The sequence below is a fragment of the Leminorella richardii genome (assembly GCF_900478135.1).
GTDB lineage: Bacteria > Pseudomonadota > Gammaproteobacteria > Enterobacterales > Enterobacteriaceae > Leminorella > Leminorella richardii.
The window spans coordinates 3,315,535-3,332,239 of sequence record NZ_LS483470.1 but is presented as its reverse complement, the minus strand read 5'-3'; the positions used below and the strand labels follow the sequence as shown (position 1 = coordinate 3,332,239).

14 protein-coding genes, 3 tRNA genes and 1 pseudogene are annotated in these 16,705 nt (G+C 54.0%); 13 read left to right on the top strand and 5 right to left on the bottom strand.

From position 1 onward, the window contains the following. Window positions 1–50: 50 nt before the first annotated feature. The 3 genes from DQM29_RS15210 to DQM29_RS15200 all read left to right on the top strand — a co-directional run bounded on the left by DQM29_RS15210 (window position 51) and on the right by DQM29_RS15200 (window position 360). Window positions 51–126 (top strand) — tRNA-Gly (locus DQM29_RS15210). Between the two features lie 49 nt (window positions 127–175). Continuing rightward, a tRNA-Gly gene (locus DQM29_RS15205) sits at window positions 176–251 on the top strand. A 33-nt stretch (window positions 252–284) separates the two neighbouring features. Further along, window positions 285–360, top strand: a tRNA-Gly gene (locus DQM29_RS15200). A gap of 27 nt (window positions 361–387) precedes the next feature. On the opposite strand, the gene DQM29_RS15195 is transcribed toward DQM29_RS15200, so the two are convergent. From DQM29_RS15195 to DQM29_RS15185, 4 genes are all read right to left on the bottom strand, one after another. After that, window positions 388–1,164, bottom strand: a complete 777-nt coding sequence (locus tag DQM29_RS15195) for a hypothetical protein (protein ID WP_111741471.1) — start codon at window positions 1,162–1,164, stop codon at window positions 388–390. Between the two features lie 205 nt (window positions 1,165–1,369). Continuing rightward, complete coding sequence (locus tag DQM29_RS18240) at window positions 1,370–1,546, bottom strand: hypothetical protein (protein ID WP_170126556.1); 177 nt, start codon at window positions 1,544–1,546, stop codon at window positions 1,370–1,372. Continuing rightward, window positions 1,539–1,700, bottom strand: coding sequence for a hypothetical protein (locus DQM29_RS18235; protein ID WP_170126555.1), 162 nt, complete (start codon window positions 1,698–1,700; stop codon window positions 1,539–1,541). Before DQM29_RS18235 ends, DQM29_RS18240 begins: the two co-directional genes overlap by 8 nt. 39 nt (window positions 1,701–1,739) lie before the next feature. Further along, complete coding sequence (locus DQM29_RS15185) at window positions 1,740–2,648, bottom strand: LysR family transcriptional regulator (protein ID WP_111741469.1); 909 nt, start codon at window positions 2,646–2,648, stop codon at window positions 1,740–1,742. Between the two features lie 96 nt (window positions 2,649–2,744). On the opposite strand from DQM29_RS15185, the gene DQM29_RS15180 reads away from it, so the two are divergent. The 7 genes from DQM29_RS15180 to DQM29_RS15150 all read left to right on the top strand — a co-directional run bounded on the left by DQM29_RS15180 (window position 2,745) and on the right by DQM29_RS15150 (window position 11,676). After that, window positions 2,745–3,815: an NADH:flavin oxidoreductase/NADH oxidase gene (locus tag DQM29_RS15180; protein WP_111741468.1), complete on the top strand. Its 1,071-nt coding sequence runs from the start codon at window positions 2,745–2,747 to the stop codon at window positions 3,813–3,815. A 295-nt stretch (window positions 3,816–4,110) separates the two neighbouring features. Next, window positions 4,111–5,448, top strand: a complete 1,338-nt coding sequence (locus DQM29_RS15175; protein ID WP_111741467.1) for an MFS transporter — start codon at window positions 4,111–4,113, stop codon at window positions 5,446–5,448. Continuing rightward, entirely contained in the window at window positions 5,435–6,628 is a 1,194-nt protein-coding gene (locus DQM29_RS15170) for an enolase C-terminal domain-like protein (RefSeq protein ID WP_111741466.1), read from the top strand. Before DQM29_RS15175 ends, DQM29_RS15170 begins: the two co-directional genes overlap by 14 nt. A 120-nt stretch (window positions 6,629–6,748) precedes the next feature. Further along, the gene (locus DQM29_RS15165) at window positions 6,749–7,432 is read left to right on the top strand and encodes a GntR family transcriptional regulator (protein WP_111741465.1); all 684 of its coding nucleotides are present in this window, start codon (window positions 6,749–6,751) and stop codon (window positions 7,430–7,432) included. A 225-nt stretch (window positions 7,433–7,657) separates the two neighbouring features. Further along, complete coding sequence (locus DQM29_RS15160; RefSeq protein ID WP_111741464.1) at window positions 7,658–8,818, top strand: merozoite surface protein 3b; 1,161 nt, start codon at window positions 7,658–7,660, stop codon at window positions 8,816–8,818. Next, on the top strand, window positions 8,815–10,197 hold the full coding sequence (locus tag DQM29_RS15155; protein ID WP_111741463.1) for a DUF6384 family protein: 1,383 nt from the start codon (window positions 8,815–8,817) through the stop codon (window positions 10,195–10,197). Before DQM29_RS15160 ends, DQM29_RS15155 begins: the two co-directional genes overlap by 4 nt. A gap of 3 nt (window positions 10,198–10,200) precedes the next feature. Continuing rightward, window positions 10,201–11,676 carry a hypothetical protein gene (locus DQM29_RS15150; RefSeq protein WP_111741462.1) on the top strand — a complete coding sequence of 492 codons (1,476 nt, stop codon included), beginning with the start codon at window positions 10,201–10,203 and terminating at the stop codon, window positions 11,674–11,676. Between the two features lie 337 nt (window positions 11,677–12,013). On the opposite strand, the gene queG is transcribed toward DQM29_RS15150, so the two are convergent. After that, the gene (gene queG / locus DQM29_RS15145) at window positions 12,014–13,153 is read right to left on the bottom strand and encodes a tRNA epoxyqueuosine(34) reductase QueG (RefSeq protein ID WP_111741461.1); all 1,140 of its coding nucleotides are present in this window, start codon (window positions 13,151–13,153) and stop codon (window positions 12,014–12,016) included. Here queG and nnr point away from each other — a divergent pair. From nnr to amiB, 3 genes and pseudogenes are all read left to right on the top strand, one after another. After that, entirely contained in the window at window positions 13,152–14,657 is a 1,506-nt protein-coding gene (nnr, locus tag DQM29_RS15140) for a bifunctional ADP-dependent NAD(P)H-hydrate dehydratase/NAD(P)H-hydrate epimerase (protein ID WP_111741460.1), read from the top strand. The two genes, queG and nnr, sit on opposite strands and share 2 nt — an antisense overlap. A gap of 19 nt (window positions 14,658–14,676) precedes the next feature. Then, on the top strand, window positions 14,677–15,150 hold the full coding sequence (gene tsaE, locus DQM29_RS15135; RefSeq protein ID WP_111741459.1) for a tRNA (adenosine(37)-N6)-threonylcarbamoyltransferase complex ATPase subunit type 1 TsaE: 474 nt from the start codon (window positions 14,677–14,679) through the stop codon (window positions 15,148–15,150). A 64-nt stretch (window positions 15,151–15,214) separates the two neighbouring features. Beyond that, window positions 15,215–16,680: pseudogene (gene amiB, locus DQM29_RS15130) on the top strand (N-acetylmuramoyl-L-alanine amidase AmiB); the annotation flags it as partial. Window positions 16,681–16,705 lie beyond the last annotated feature (25 nt).

Genomic DNA, 16,705 nt, shown 5'->3' with positions numbered 1-16,705 from the left:
TGCGCTCCCCGTGACGTTATTATTTCTTAATATGATACGGCACTTGGATTGCGGGAATAGCTCAGTTGGTAGAGCGCAACCTTGCCAAGGTTGAGGTCGCGAGTTCGAACCTCGTTTCCCGCTCCAAATTTTGTTTGACGTTTGTTAGCAGCACCAGAAAGTTAGCCTCGCGCATGCGGGAATAGCTCAGTTGGTAGAGCGCAACCTTGCCAAGGTTGAGGTCGCGAGTTCGAACCTCGTTTCCCGCTCCAACTTTCTTCTGCACTGACAAATGCTTCTCCCAAGCGGGAATAGCTCAGTTGGTAGAGCGCAACCTTGCCAAGGTTGAGGTCGCGAGTTCGAACCTCGTTTCCCGCTCCAATTTTCTCTCACACTACTTATCTATCTCTAACGCGAATACACTATCTTCCCTCGTCGAATAAAATAGAGTGCGGTCGACTGCATCAGCAGAGAACTGACTGTCGCGATAGCAAACGCCGGAAGCGTGCCCACTTCGACAATAATTAAGCCAATCAAAAAGAAAAACGTCGCGAAGCCGTAAAGAGACAGCACCATGCCGCGCAGTACCTGCATCGCCATTTCAGCGCTTCTCATGCGGTGGGTAAAAACGGCGAGAATAGAGGCAAAAACCGGAAAGCAGGCGAGTATGCCTGCCATTTGAGCTCCCACTAGGGATGCCGCTGCGGTCAGGGTGACGACGATGACGGTAGCGACGAGCATTCGCGCGGGCAGATCCCACCACGGTGAAGCGATAGGGTTGCGCAGTGGATTATAAAAGGGAATCAGCCTTGCAGACACGGTAAGGGTGACAAGCGCGGCGACAAAAAAGCCCCAGTGAGTAAGCGGCAGTTCCTGCATAAAAAGCGCTGAACCGGCGTAGGCGGCGATCCCAGCGATAAGGGCGGGAACCCAGCCGCGACGCGCTACGAGAGCGTAGCCAAGACAGAAACACGCTTGCGCGACCGTGCCAATCAGAGAGCCATTGGAAGCTACGGCGGCAAAATCAGTGCCGTACTGAAGTGCAAGAAAGGCGGAAATCGGGCCAGACGTCAGCGGCAGGCCGACGAGCCATCCTCCTATGGCGTCTCCCCAGCGTCGCCCGGCCAGGCTTGCCAGCAGGATGAGGAAGGGTGGAAAAACCAGCTTGAGGACGATCAAATCCATGATGAGCCTTATTGATTTAGCTGCCTACTCGCCAACTGCATCTGCCATCTTTTCGACCGTCTGTATGCGATCGATAATCCAATATGGTTTAAGAATACCTGCCTAAATTCGCGAATGCCTACACTTTGTAGCACTTTTTGGGATTCAGCTCTTATCCGGAAAGTTAATCAGTGCGTTGGCTGCACTGATTGAGCGCCCTAAAGGTCTATGCTGCTATTTCAAGCAGGCTTTCTATCTCTAGCAATACCGCAGGGCTGGTGACGCGATCCCTATTGGCTCTCAGCTCATCCAGCGGAAAAGAGCAATACTGAGCGAGCAGCAGGACAACGTCTTCCATGACGTCTTCATCATTCACGTCGTTCCAAAGCTCTTTTTCAAGCATCTGGAAGATCGCCTGTTGGTGGGGTAGGGAGTAGCCAAACCAAGGATCGAGATAGCGGTCGAGCGCCAGAAGAACGCTTTTTTTTTACGTCCAGATCTTTTCCCGCCAACAGTGGAGCCTGCTCGTCCAGCGCTCCGCTCTCAATAAGCCTCATTTCTTTTTCGCCATACCTTACCGTGTGCATAAAGCCTCGCTAGTTTCCTTTTTCTCCGCACACTTCCCACATCAGATCTCTTAGCCACTGCTGTACCGGGTCGTGATGGCTGCGTTCGTGCCAGGCCATGATTTTCGTATAGCCCTGCACCTCAATCGGCGTGTCAACAATGATGATGCCTTCAGCTTCTTTGGCCAAGCGCTCAGGGATAACGGCAATAAAGTCGCTTTGCTTAAGCACGCTGAGCAACAGCAGGAAGCTGGTGACAGAAAGCGCCACGCGGCGGGTGCGACCAATTTTAGCCAGTGCGTCGTCGGTAACGCCGGAAAACTGCCCGCCTTCGTAAGAGGCCATGACGTGCTCCAACGAGCAAAATGCATCGAGAGACAGCGCTTCCTGTTCAGCGGCGGGATGGCCTTTGCGCATAATACACACGTAGCGCTCTTCATAAAGTCTACGGCTGCGGAGATCGGGCGGCGACATCCTGGGATCGAGCAGTGCCAGATTCAGCTCGCCGCGTTCCAGCATCGCGTGGACGTCAAGACGGTGAATCGACAGTAGTGCAATCCTGACGTGAGGGGCTCGGCGCTTGAGCTCCAAAATAAACGGCTGACAGAGTGCGAGCATGTCGTGGTCAGCGCAGGCAATTTTAAATACCGCTTCTAATTCTGCGGGATTAAACGCCGGAGTCTGCATTAGCGCATCCGTATCTGCCAGCAGCTTTTTGACAGGTTTAGCCAGCGCCAGAGCGCGCTCTGTCGGAACCATCCCGTGGGACGCACGAACGAATAGAGGATCGCCAAAGCTGTCTCGTAGCCGATTTAGCATGCTGCTGACGGCGGGCTGCGTGAGGGACAGCTTTGCTGCCGCACGCGTCACACTGCGTTCGTCCAGTAGGGCGTCCAGCGCCTTAAGCAGGTTAAGATCGAATGTTCTGATATTATTCAAATTTATATTTATGATAAAAATTGATTATTGGATTTATAACAGCAGTCAGCTTACCCTGCAAGCCAGCTTATCAATATCGATACGAAGGAATGCACTATGGCCAAATTTCGCCACCTAACTACCCCATTTTCTCTAAAAGGTCTGTCGCTGAAAAACCGTGTTGTCATGCCGCCTATGTGCCAGTATCAGGCAACTGACGGCCTGCCGAACAGCTGGCACTTTGTGCACTATGTTTCTCGTGCCGTTGGCGGAGTGGGGCTGGTGATTGTTGAAATGACTAACGTCGCCCCCAACGGGCGGATTTCACCAAACTGCCTGGGGCTGTGGAACGATGAGCAGCGCGATGCGTTTAAGCGCATCGTTGATGAAGTGCACGCTCAGGGTGGAAAGATAGCTATTCAAATCGCCCACGCTGGCCGCAAAGCGCTGGGAGAGAAAGACGTTGTGTCATCGTCAGCCATTCGCTACGACGGCGCAGTTGATGCAGGAAACGGCCTCTGGGCCTATCAAGAGCCTCGGGTGCTTGATAAAGACGAGATTGCAGACATCATTCAGGCGTTTCAACATTCCGTCCGGCGCGCGGTGGAGGCAGGCTTTGACGCTATAGAGATCCACGGAGCGCACGGCTATCTGATTCATCAGTTTTACTCGCCAAAAATGAATCTGCGCACTGACGAGTATGGGCAAGACAAAATGCTGTTTGGTGAGCGCCTTATTCAGGCGGCGAAAGCCGTTATGCCCGCAGAGATGCCCCTTCTCGTGCGGATCTCTGCACAAGAGTATGGTGAAAACGGCTTTGACGTTGAGTACGGATGCGAAGTTGCCAAGCGGTTTGCCGCCGCAGGGGCTGAGGTTATCCACGTCAGCGGCGGTGGAGACGGCCCGCTTCATCCTGATCATACTCCGATATTTAACGCGGGCTATCAGGTATATTTGGCGCGAGCGGTAAAAGAAGCGACTGGGCTGCCGACCGTTGCCGTGGGTATGCTGGAAGACCCCGCAGTGGCTGACTATGTGCTCAGCACTGGCGATGCCGATCTGGTCGCGATAGGGCGCGGACTGCTGCGCGATCCGAACTGGCTTTTGAATGCGCAGTTTCATCAAAACGCGTCTGATGGCGGCGATGTCCAGTATGTACCGGGATCTTACGTGGGTGCATTCAGGTAGCTGTGTGCATTAGCTGTTTTTCTTTGCGTCGGCCGTGGGGTCGACGCACTTATCCCTCTGTTTGTTCTTCATTTTGTTCTTCACTGCCGCAACCCTAAAGCGCCAATACTCTGCTATCGATTAATAGCGCGTCGAATACTAAGTTATTTCTAGCTAAATCCTTTCAGCTCTCACAACACAACATTTCTCATTGAATTGGCATTTTATTATGTTCATTATTTGAACTTGTATACAAGTACCTTACATGTAAATGGGCGAGTGTATAAAAAAACCAATAGCAATGGGAATAATTATTATGCAACTCAATGATTCTACAATAGAAAAGAAGGTAATGCGCAGGGTTACCTGGCGGCTAATTCCGCTGCTGGTCGCCTGCTATGTTATCGCTATCATCGATAGGGCCAATATCGGCATTGCGGCTCTGACTATGAATGCCGATATCGGATTGAGTACTGCCAGCTTTGGGCTGGCGGCAGGGCTGTTCTTTATCCCTTACGTTTTACTGGAGCTGCCTTCCAATCTGGCACTGGAAAAGTTTGGTGCCCGCTGGTGGATCGCCCGCATCATGTTCACCTGGGGCATTATCTCCGGCGCCCATATGTTCGTGTGGAATGAAACTAGTCTGTACGTTATGCGTGCGCTGTTGGGTGCGGCAGAGGCTGGGTTCTTCCCCGGTATCGTGTTTTATCTGACTCTCTGGTTCCCGTCGGCCTGGCGGGGGCGCATCGTGGCGTCCTTTATGGCCGGTATCCCGGTAGCGCTAATTATTGGCACGCCGATTTCCAGTATGCTGCTGGAGCTTCACGGCTGGATGGGGCTGAGCGGATGGCAGTGGATGTTCCTGTTGGAGGCAATGCCTGCCATCGTGCTGGCGGTTATCGTTCCTTTTGCACTGCCCAGCAGGCCAGAAGAATCACATTTTCTTGAAGAGGATGAAAAACGTTGGTTGATTGCGAAGCTCGCCGCTGAGCGCAGCCAATTGCCCAAGCAGGCTCACGGCAGCATGCTGAAGGCGCTGTTTAGCCCACAGGTGCTGCTGTTCAGCCTGGCGTATTACGGTTTGACCAACCTGAACGGCGCTATCAGCACTTTCCTGCCGATGATCGTGAAAGAGACAGGGCTGAGTAACGTGCAGACGGGCTTTGTGGCGATTATTCCCTATGTCTTTGGCCTGGTGGGGATGCTGGCACTCGGCAGAATGGCGGATAAACCGGGTGCCCGGCTGGCGACTAACTATCTGGCGCTGACGATTTCTATTATCGGTCTTCTAGGGGCCGGTTATTTTGACGAGCCTGTTTTACGGCTGGTGTTCCTGTGCGGAGCCGCAATCGGCTTTTTTGGCGCGATGCCGGTTTTCTGGGGGCTTCCTTCACAGTTTCTTTCCGCATCGGCAGCGGCGGGCAGCATTGCGCTTATCAACTCTCTGGGCAACATGTCCAGCGTGATCAACCCATGGGTCATCGGCACCATTCGCGATAAAACCGGCAGTTTTAACGGCGGCTTCTACTGGCTTGCCGCGATGGCGCTGCTTTCTGTCATTGTCTTGACGCTGATTTTCCGGTTATGGAAAACGGCTGCGCCGCAGGGGGCGTTAAAGAGTGAAAATAAGGAGTATATAAATGAAAATTGTTGAGGTCAGACTTCGTCAGGTTCAGGGCGTGTTGCCAACGCAGGGAGACATCTGGGAGGAGCGTCTGGCGCGCCCGCTAGATATTTATCAGGACTACCGTCTCCTTGATGACCACGAAGGCGGTGTGCAGCAAAAAGACGGCTTTGCCATTACTACCGTATTTCTTGAGATTGTCAGCGACGAGGGCGTAGAGGGCATGGCTGGGCCAATCCCCCGCTCAGTGGCTTCTATTATCGCCAGCCACCTGAGCCGATTGCTTATCGGCCAGGATCCCCGCGATAGCGAAAGGCTGTGGGATCAAATGCACCGCGCGCTGGTTCACGGTCGCCACGGTGAGGCCATGATGGCGATTAGTACGGTCGACTGTGCGCTGTGGGATCTGCGCGGCAAGTGGATGCAACAGCCGGTTTATCGCCTGCTGGGAGGCTCATCCCGTGAAGCTATTCCTACTTACGCCTCTATGCTGGGCTTCTCCGTTCAGGATATGGGGCTGGTGCGCGAGCGGGCGAAGTATTACAAATCACTGGGCTATTGCGGGCAAAAGTGGTTTTTCCGCCACGGCACTATGAGCGGACGGGAAGGCCTAAAGAAAAATATCGAACTGGTAAAAACCCTGCGAGAGGCGGTGGGGGAAGACTACGATCTGATGTTCGACTGCTGGCAGTCAATGGACGTGACCTACGTGACCGAGCTGGGATTGGCTATCGAACCTTACCGGCCTCGCTGGCTGGAAGAGTGCGTCATGGCCGACAGGCTGGGAGGGCTTCGTCGTCTGAAAGAGAAGCTGAATATCCCCATGGCTGGTGCAGAACACGAATATACCCGCTGGGGCTTCAAGCGCTTCTTTGAGGCTGACGGGCTAGACATCATCCAGCCGGATATCTACTGGTGCGGGGGCCTGTCAGAAACGCTGAAAATCGCCGCGGCGGCGACCATGTACGATCTTCAGGTTGTCCCGCACGGGCACTCAACAATAGCGACTGCGCACTTTAGCGTAACCCAGTCGCCTATTCACACGCCGTTTCAGGAGTATCTGGTGAAATGGAATGATATTCACCAGCACTTCCTATGCGACCCGATCGTGCCGAAAGACGGCTTTATCCACGTGCCGGAAACTCCGGGAATGGGCATGGCGCTCAATCGGGCTAACGTGCAGCGCGAAGAATTGCTGTTTACACAGTAGCCTTCACACAAAGGCGGCCTGTGCCGCCTTTTCAGTAACGCTGTCCTTGCATATAAGAAGCAAGCATGTAAGTATTTTTCCACGACTCTACACTTTCGTTGGAAAAGGATATACGGCGCTATGAGTACCGATAAGCGTTCTTCTGGCTGGACGATGAAAAAAATTGTCCGGCCTCAGTCGATGGCGTTAATCATGGCCGCTCAGATCCGCGAGCTTATCGTTAACGGTGATATTGAACTGGGAGCACTGCTTTCTGAAAACGATATCGCCAGTAAGCTTCAGGTGAGCCGTACTCCCGTCAGGGAGGCGCTGCAAAAGCTGGAAACCGAACGGCTGGTGCAGATTATCCCCCAGAGGGGCACCTTCGTGTTCGACTTCAACGAACAGGAAATGCGGCAAACCTGCAAAATGCGTGAAATCCTTGAATCCGGCGCGCTGGATATTGCGCTTGCCCGCGACAGAAGCGGCCTGATTGCTGCGTTAGAAATGCATCTGGAACAGGGCCGAACGGCAATGAACAGCGACCCTGATGCCTTTCGCGCGGCAGATGCTGCTTTCCATATGGCGCTCATCGAGTTCAGCCAGAATCGCGATCTGATCGATGCCTACCACAATATTATCAACCGTATTCGTGCGCTGCTAAATCGCCTAGCCAGATCGAACGACGAGCTTGCGGGCTCACAGAGCGATCATGAAGACATCGTGTCGCTACTGCGAGAAGGCCGAGACGCCGCTGCCGACGAACGCCTGCGTTGGCACGTTGGCGGTCTGCTGCGCATGTTTCGTGAGAAACACGTTTCCTGAGTATTTTTGGAAAATAGTTACAGTCGATAAAATTCATAATTAACTGATTATCAATAGTATTGTTCTGTGAGAATGATACGCTTATCTTGGAATAGCCGTTGAGGAATGATATAACGTCATTCTTGGAGAGCTACTGTTTACGCGCTGCGCAGCTCTAATAAAACAGTGCCTGAAAGCACAGTGAAGAGACCGCCGCATTTACCGCACATAGGCAAGGATAACGTCATGACTTCTACTACTTCTCTCGTTGTATACACAGACCGCGCTGTTCAAAAACTAAAAAGGCTAGGCATTGTTGTTGCAGGGGAGCCTGATGCCCCGGTCATGGCGCTGCTGGATGCGGTATCCAACCTAGACAACAATCGCGTAGTGGCTATTGCCCGTACGCTGCAGCAGCAGAGTGCGTTTAACGCCATTGTGCGTGAAAATATTACCGGTATGGACGTTGCTAACCGTCAGGGAAAAATCGTGACGGCGTTTGACTCTATCCGCACTGACGCTCAGGAAATGGTTAAGTGGCTGGACGACGGTAAGCTGGATCTGATTGAGCGCGTAAAAAACGGCTGGATGGTGTTGGTTCGCGGCTCCATTCCCGATCGTTTTAACAAAATTAAAGAAACCTATCTGGAAGTGGCGAAGGCAGCGTCAGAGCAGATTACCCGTGAGCAGACCATCCTTGATGCCTATCAGGATTACCGCTTTGGCCTCAAGCAGGCAGAAATTGACTCTCAGGAGCTGTTAAAGCTGGCAGAGCAAAGCCTGGAAGCGTGCAAGCAGCGCCTGAAGAGCGCGCTAGAAACCCGCGAGCAGGCCGCGACTACCGATGCTGCCGAGCTGGGCCGCATGGAGCTGGTGCGCGACGAAGCCCTGCGTCAAATGCAGGAAGAGGACGAGCGCTACCAGATTGTGAAGGATTTGGCGGACAACCTGATGGTCGCCTACAACGCTGCCGAAGCGGTGTTTGCCCGCCTTCAGCAAACCTCGTCAGTCAAAGAGCGCGTTTATCGCCAGAGCATGGTGTTTTTCTCAACGAACGAAATCGTCTTTACTGCGCTGTCAGCGTCGATGACTTCCCTGAGCGGACTAACGGAAAGCACCAAAACCCTCGAAGCCATGAAAGACGGCATTAACAAAGGGCTACAGACAATCGCCGAAGCGGGCAACAAGCATATGGATGCCGGCATTCGCGCGGGCTACGGCTCTACGATTAAGGCTGATTCTATCCGTTCGCTGGTCAACGCCATCGTGAACTTCCAAGAGTCTAGCTATCAGCTTATTGAAGAGCTGCGTGAAGAGTCGTCAAACAACGCTAAAGAGCTACAGTCTATCGCCGAGGACGGCAAGCGTCGCTTCAGCGACATGGTACTTAAGGCCGCCTCTGAATGACTGATGTAAAGCTCAGCGATCAGCTGGGCGCGATGGCGATTATTGATGAGCTCTACCAGCAGCAAACGGCGCTGGAAGAGCTGCTTAACCCTATAGCTCTGCGTCAGACGATGGCGCAGCGCATTCGGGAATATTACCGTTCCAGAGGGATGGACATTCAGGACGCACTGATTGAACAGGGCGTCGATGAGTGGTTTGCCGATCGACTTCGCTTTAGCATGCCAAAGCCTGCCTGGCATCAGCGGCTGCTGGCTAGGCTTTACTTAAAGCGTAAGCGAGTGTTTAGGGTGTTTTTCAGCCTGCTGATGGTGGCGGTCGCTCTGATAGCGATTAACGTCATCGCGGTGAAGATGACAAAAAATACCATTGCAGGCCTACAGCAGGTCGAGCAGTCTCTGCTGCAAAAAATCAACGGTCATCACAGTGAGCTACTGGCACTTAACGGCAGTGAGCTGCGCTATGCGTCTGCAAGCGGCGAGGCTCTGAGATCGTCCAGCATTGCGCTGGCGGAAAAGGCAATGAAGCAGGGCAGAACCTTTGCCCAAGTGGTTGCAGAGAGCAGCAGTTCCTATATTACGTTGAGCAAGCAGAAGGCGTCGCTAAATGGGATATCCAGCGCGACGCAAATAGACGCTCAAAGCATTGAGAAAAAACTGGCGCAGTATCGCGCCCTTGCGGATGCGGACAGGCAGCTGCAGCAGATTGCTGACGACAGCGGCTTTGCGGCGCTGTCTCGTCGCTATGCTCCGCTTCGACAGGCGTTTGAGCGCGCTGCGGCGTCCATGTCAGAGAGTGCAGAAAAGGGGCTGGAAAGCCTAAAAACGCTGGAGTCAGCCTACCGGTTAGCGCAGGAGGCGCAGGCGGTCGCCCAAGAGGCGGAGCGGAGCATGGAGCAGTTAAAGAGACTGGTGCCAACCGCTCAAGAGAGAAGCCTGGCTCAAAGCGACGTCAACGATATTCAGAGGGCGCTGGCGCAGTTTGATCTCGTCTCAGCCAAGCGTTCTCTTGAGCACCTTCGCTATTTGACAGAGCTGGCTCCTGAGAACCTGACGCTGACAATCGTCGACCGCGTTGGAGAAAAGTCCGGCGTGGAGAGAACCTACGAGGACAGCGGCGGTAAAACCTGGTACATCATTGTTGAGGCGCTAACGCCGAGCGGTCAGCCGTTCCCACTGTGGCTTACCGATGCAGAAACCGGGCAGTCCCGCCGGGTGACGACGTTTGGTCTACAGGTTTCCCGCAACGACTACGATCGGGTGCGCAACGATAAGCTGGACGACGGGCGTATTCAGAAAAAGCAGGTCGGCAAGAAGTCTTCCGGTCGCCTTAACTTCAGCTATACCCGCTCAACCAGCGGCAGCGTCATTATGGAGTGGTAATCAGTGAAGGCATTTAACGTTGCTCAAATTTTGTCAAACAGCGAAAGCGCGTTTGAAGATCAGCTTTCTGTGCTTAATGTGCGCATCACCTCTTATCGACAAGACTTGATGACGCTGAAGCAGGAACAGCTTGAGATTTACCCGCTGATGGCAAAAGTGCTGCTGCTGGAAAGCCCCGAGCTGAAAAATGTCACTGAAATTGACGTACTGCAAAAGCAGATGAAAGGGCAGATAGCAGAGTTAAACCGTCAGCTTCTGGAGCTAAAGCAGCAGCTTGACCAGGAAAGGCAGCGCCAGAATGAGCTGTCCGAAAGAATCGAGCCCCTTGAGGCAGAGAAGGTTGCGCTATTGATGCGGGATCCCAAATTTGTCGAGCTTGATAGCCAGCTAGCCAGTCTTAGAGAACAGAGCCAGTCTATATCTCAGCTTGAGCAGGATATTCACCTCGAAGCGCAGGAAAAGGGCGACGAGTATCGCGCCAATGAGGCGTTTGAATATCTGATGGCGCGCCGGTTTGGTGAAAGCGACTATCGGGGAAAGTGGATTTTCCGCAATATGGACAGCTGGCTAGCTCGCCAGATCGACTTCCCTAAAAACCTGCGCAACTACCGCACGCTGTTGGCCATGGCACAGGAAGTTACGAATCGGCGCGAGGAAATAGGACCTCGCCTTGACGATGTGTCTTCTCGACACGAGATTATGGTGAACGGCGCGGCGAAGCGTGTTGGTTTGGCACCTCTGCTGGAGCAGCTGACGCGGCTGGTGTCCACTATTGAAACGCGACAAGGCGACATCGGTCGACTTCATAATCTTCTGCGCGACAGCATTGTGGGTGAAAGTCCGCTGTTTGTTTCTATTGCAGAAAAAATGGCGAGCGTAATGCAGTCGCTACCGCTCAAGCAGTTGGATGAGATGGCAAAGAAAACCCAGTCAACTCAGGACGATCGCCTGTTTGCCAGACTTCGGGAAAATGTAGAGCAGGTCTCTTCCCTAGAACATTCGCTTCAGGCCATACAGCCTCAGTGGGAGGCAACAAACGTCCAATACGAACGTATGCGCGAGCTTTCTCAGCACTACGCGGCGAGCGGGTTAAATAGCGCAAAGTACAGCTACGATATCGATCAGAAGCAAATCGTCGATTTGATTAAAGCGATAGTGTTAAAGCAGTTTGGTCCACGCCATCTGGTTGAAGTGTTGAAAAGCGTTAGATATGTCTCAGAAGCCGGCAGTTCGTCATCGGATAACGACTGGAGCTGGACATCTTCATCAACGTCGACCAAAACCTCATCATCGGGAACAACACGTACGTCAGCCTCCACCTCGACGTTTTCCTCTCGTGGTAGCGGCTCTTCCTCCAGAGGTTCATCTTCTTCTGGCAGCAGTTCCTCCTCCTCAAGCGGCAGCTCTTTTGGCGGTGGAAGCCATCGGACATCCTCCTCGTCCGGCGGTGGTCGTTTTACGACAACCGACAGTTTCTAAAATAGAGATTTCTGCTGGAAAGCGTTGTGCCTGTGGTGTTAGCGATGCCGGAGAAAACAGCGGGATCCCTTCGGTTAACCCTGCCTGTCACTTTTCTGTCAACAGAGTTATCCACAGGTTTGGCTGCCTAAGTGGAAAATGTGTGTGCTAGCGTGTGTCAAAGCCGAGTTAAATTACCGTTTGAAAAATAAAATTTTTTTAATTATAACGACGTGAAATTTTTTCCTGTGGTCTTTTAATAGGTGGGGATTATGTCATCCCACGCTTTTTTTATACACAGCGCGAAAAGGAGCGAAAAATATCCTGTTGTTTGGCGTCTTCAATGCATAATCTACTGTTATGCATCTCGGGGGAGGCCTTTCTCGATAGAACGGATAAGACGCTGTCGCTTGGGTTCTTTAAGATCAATCAGTTGACCTTTCTGTTGCGCTATTTGGCGCTCAAGAGCCCAGTCTATGTGCTCATCCAGTAGAGGGAAAAGTCCTTTACGCGCGTTTAGCGCCGTGACGTTTTCCTCTTGGTAGGGCGCATTGCCTAGGGCAACAGTAATATTTCTTAACCAGCGAAAGTAGCCGATGCGACGAATGGGAGAGCCTTCCGTCTGGAAAAGAAATTCGTCCTCGCTCCATGCATAAAGGGCCAACAGAGGCGTGCGGTGCAGCGCGGCGCGGGGGGAGAAGTCCACCTCGTCGGTCAGCGGCGCAAATCGGTTCCATGGGCAGGCCAGCTGGCAGTCATCGCAGCCGTATATGCGATTGCCCATCAGAGGGCGCAGCGACAGCGGGATAGCGCCTTCATGTTCGATGGTCAGATAGGAGATACAGCGCCGGGCGTCGACAACGTAAGGCTCGACAATGGCGCCTGTAGGGCAGAGGGTCATGCAGGCCACGCAGCGGCCACACTCTTCCTGAACCGGAATGTCGACCGGCAGAGGGATATCCACCAGCAGCTCGCCGAGGAAAAACCAGGAGCCTTCGCTGCCATTAATGATAAGTGAGTGCTTACCGGTCCAGCCGAGACCGGCCTTGGCCGCCAGCGGGCGCTCCATGATTGGCGCGGAATCGACAAAGGGGCGAAAGCTCAACTCGCCGCAGTGCTGCTGAATTTTTTCACCCAGCTTTTTTAAGCGCTGGCGCAATACTTTATGATAGTCACGACCCAGTGCGTATCGGCTGATATAGCCCTGTTCTGGCGCGTCGAGCGCGCTGGCGAAGGCGGCATCGGCGGGTAAATAGTTCATGCGCACGCTAATAACGCGCAGCGTGCCGGGCTGAAGTTCATGGGGGCGAGCCCGCAACAGGCCGTAGCGAGCCATCCACGACATGTCGCCGTGGTACTGTTTATCAAGCCAGGCTAGCAGCTTCGGCTCTTCAACGCTCAGGTCGGTGTCTGTAATGCCGACCTGCTGAAAGCCTAGTTCTTGCCCCCATAGCTTGATATGTTGGGCTAACTGATTGAGATCGAGAGGGTGAGACATGACAGACCATCAACAAAACCGACACGCTGCGAGTTTACCACATTCTGTCTTTAGCGCCGACTGGGTCCGGGAAAATGAAAAAGTGGGTGCCCGCTATCACGACCTCTCTCTGTATCAGCTGATGGAGAATGCGGGAGAGGCAGCATTTCAGCTGTGCCGCAGGCTATACCCGGACGCCCGGCGCTGGCTGGTGCTTTGCGGGCACGGCAATAACGGCGGCGATGGCTACGTTGTGGCGCGCTTTGCTCGCCAGTACGGCATGGAAGTGACGGTTATCGGCGGCGGTGCAGAACAGCGCTTGCCCGAAGAGGCTCAGAGAGCCAGAGAGCACTGGTTGAACAATTACGGTCAGATCCTTCCCTATGACGCGCCGTGGCCTTTGCAGTGCGATCTTATCGTCGATGGCCTGCTGGGTACTGGCGTTCATGGCGTGCCGAAAGAGCCTTATGCCTCTTTAATTCGCGCAGCGAACGCCCACATTGCACCAACCGTTGCGCTGGACATTCCCTCTGGGCTTAATGCCGAGACGGGAGCGATAGAGGGGGAAGCCATAGAGGCGAAGCAAACGCTTACATTTGTGGCGCTTAAGCCCGGACTGTTAACGGGGAAAGCGCGCGACGCGGTGGGTGAGCTGCACTATGCTTCACTGGGGATATCCCGATGGTTGGCGGAACAGGCTACGCAGATTGAGCGCCTGACGGCAGAAAGCCTGCCTCAATGGCTAACGCCGCGAAAGCCCTGTTCCCATAAAGGAGACCACGGTCGGCTGCTGGTGGTTGGTGGAGACTGCGGCTTGGGCGGTGCGGTGAGAATGGCAGGGGAAGCGGCGCTTCGCAGCGGGTCGGGGCTGGTTCGCGTTTTGACGCGTCGCCAGCATGTTGCACCGCTGCTTGCTGCCCGGCCAGAGCTGATGGTGCAGGCGCTTGATGAAAAAAGCCTGACCGCCGCGCTGGGCTGGGCGGACGTTGTTGCAGTAGGGCCTGGTCTAGGGATCTCTTCTTGGGCACAGGATGCGTTGGAGCAGATTGCTGCCAGTGATAAGATAACGGTTTGGGATGCTGATGCGCTGAATTTACTGGCAATCAGCCCAAATATTCAGCCGCAGCGCGTTATCACTCCTCATCCGGGAGAAGCTGCGCGGCTTTTGCAGTGCAGCGTTGAAAACGTTGAGCGAGACCGCCTCAGTGCTGCACGGCAGCTGGCGGAGCGCTTCGGTGGCGTCGCGGTGCTAAAAGGCGCCAGAACGGTCATAGCCGATGATAAAGGCCGCATGGCGATTGCTGACGTTGGCAATGCCGGTATGGCCTCAGGCGGTATGGGCGATCTGTTAACGGGTATTATCGCCAGTCTGCTGGGGCAGGGGCTAGAGTTGTTTGAGGCCGCCTGTGCGGGGGCTGTTATCCACGGTGCAGCGGGGGATCGCGTTACCCATCGTCAGGGGCAGCGGGGAACGATTGCGACGGACTTGCTGTCAGAAATACCTAAGCTGGTTAATCCTCTATAGAGTTAATAGTCGGGACGTAATGAAAGAACTGGTACTTGAATTGGCCGATGAGGCCGCAACTGTCGCGCTTGGCGCTGCGTTGGCAAACGCCTGTGGAAGAGCCGGCATTTTCTACCTTTCAGGCGATCTGGGAGCGGGTAAAACTACGTTTAGTCGAGGCTTCCTGAGGGCTCTGGGCCATCAGGGTAATGTGAAAAGCCCTACCTACACTATCGTTGAGCCCTACCGGCTTGGCGATCTTAACGTCTATCACTTTGACCTGTATCGTCTGGCTTCACCGGAAGAGCTGGAGTTTATGGGTATTCGCGACTATTTCCAGTCGGACAGCCTGTGTTTGGTTGAGTGGCCCGAAAAAGGTGAGGGTGTTTTTTCAGTCGCAGACGTCGCGCTTGCGTTTGGCTATGCGGGAGAAGGGCGACGCGTCACGCTATCGGCCGGAACCGAACGGGGTGAAGCGATGCTTTCCCGCTTGGCGCAGGCCTTTCACGCATGACGGCAACAGGGAAGGTTGAAGAATGAGAACATTTTGGATAACGCTAAGTGCGCTGTTCTGGCTAATGGTAGCCGGAGTCGCGCAGTCGGCGTCATTGACGGACATTCAGGTCAATAACAGCGGGAAAGAGGCGAAGGTAACCTTAACCTTCGACAGTCAGCCAATGTACGCTTTTGCCAGTCAGGCGAGCCCGCCGAGAGTAACGATTGACGTCAGGCAGAGCGGGCGTGCGATACAGGGCCTGCCGCTGAAGTTTAGTGGGCAAAATCTGGTAAACAGGATTGTTTCAGGAACGCCGAAAGACAACAGCAGCATTCAACTGGTGTTTGAGCTCAAGCAGAGCGCAACGGTAAAGGCCAACTCTCGTAAGCAGGGTAATCAGCACCAGGTGGTGTTTACCCTTCAGGCGACGGGGCAAAGCCAAAGCGCGGCGAAAAAGTCCTCAAGCAGTAGTCAGAACGCGTCGAGCTCGGCAAAAAAATCAGGCGCTACCAGCGGTAAGAATCCGTTCTCTGGTGACACCTCAACGTCTGCGGCGGTCTCTACGTCATCAAAGGCCGCCTCATCAAGCGCTTCATCGACCAAGCGCACTGGCGGTGCACAGGTGGTGATTGCTATTGACGCGGGGCACGGCGGTAAAGACTCTGGGCCGTTGGGTTAAACGGACTACAGGAGAAAACCGTTACGCTGTCCGTTGCCCGCAAGCTTAAGGCGCTGCTGGATAAAGACCCCGACTTTAAGGGCGTACTGACCCGCGACGGTGACTATTTTATCTCGGTGATGGGGCGTTCTGACGTAGCAAGGGACAAGAACGCTAACCTGCTGGTGTCTATTCACGCGGACGCCGCGCCAAACCGCAGCGCTACAGGCGCGTCGGTGTGGGTGTTGTCCAACCGTCGAGCCAGCAGTGAGATGGGACGCTGGCTAGAACAGCACGAGAAACAGTCTGAGCTGCTGGGTGGTGCAGGTGATGTACTGGCGAACAGCGAGTCTAACCCCTATCTCAGCGAGGCCGTGCTTGACCTACAGTTTGGCCACTCGCAGCGTGTAGGCTATGACGTGGCGGTGAAAGTGCTGACAGAAATGAGGCGCATTGGCGCGCTGCACAAGCGCACGCCAGAACATGCCAGCCTTGGAGTACTGCGCTCGCCGGATATTCCCTCTTTGCTGATTGAAACCGGTTTTATTTCTAATACCGGCGAAGAGCGCCTGCTGGGCAGCGCTGAGTTTCAAAACAGGCTGGCGGAGGCTATTTATAAAGGCATTCGCAGCTATTTTCTGGCACATCCGCTAGATTCTGCGGCTCCGGTAAGAAATACCGGCAGCACGGGCAAAAGTACCCGCTCTTCATCAAAGGCCGTTGCCAGTAAGGCGACGGGCGAACATAAAGTACACGTTGTAAAGCGGGGCGAGACGCTGTCTCAGCTTGCGGCAAGCTACGGTGTGTCAATGAAAACGCTGATTGAGCTAAACGCGTTGAAAAAAGAAGGTATTTGGGTCGGGCAGCGCTTGAAAGTGCCAGCAGGCGCCCCCATAACCGATCGTACGTAATTAA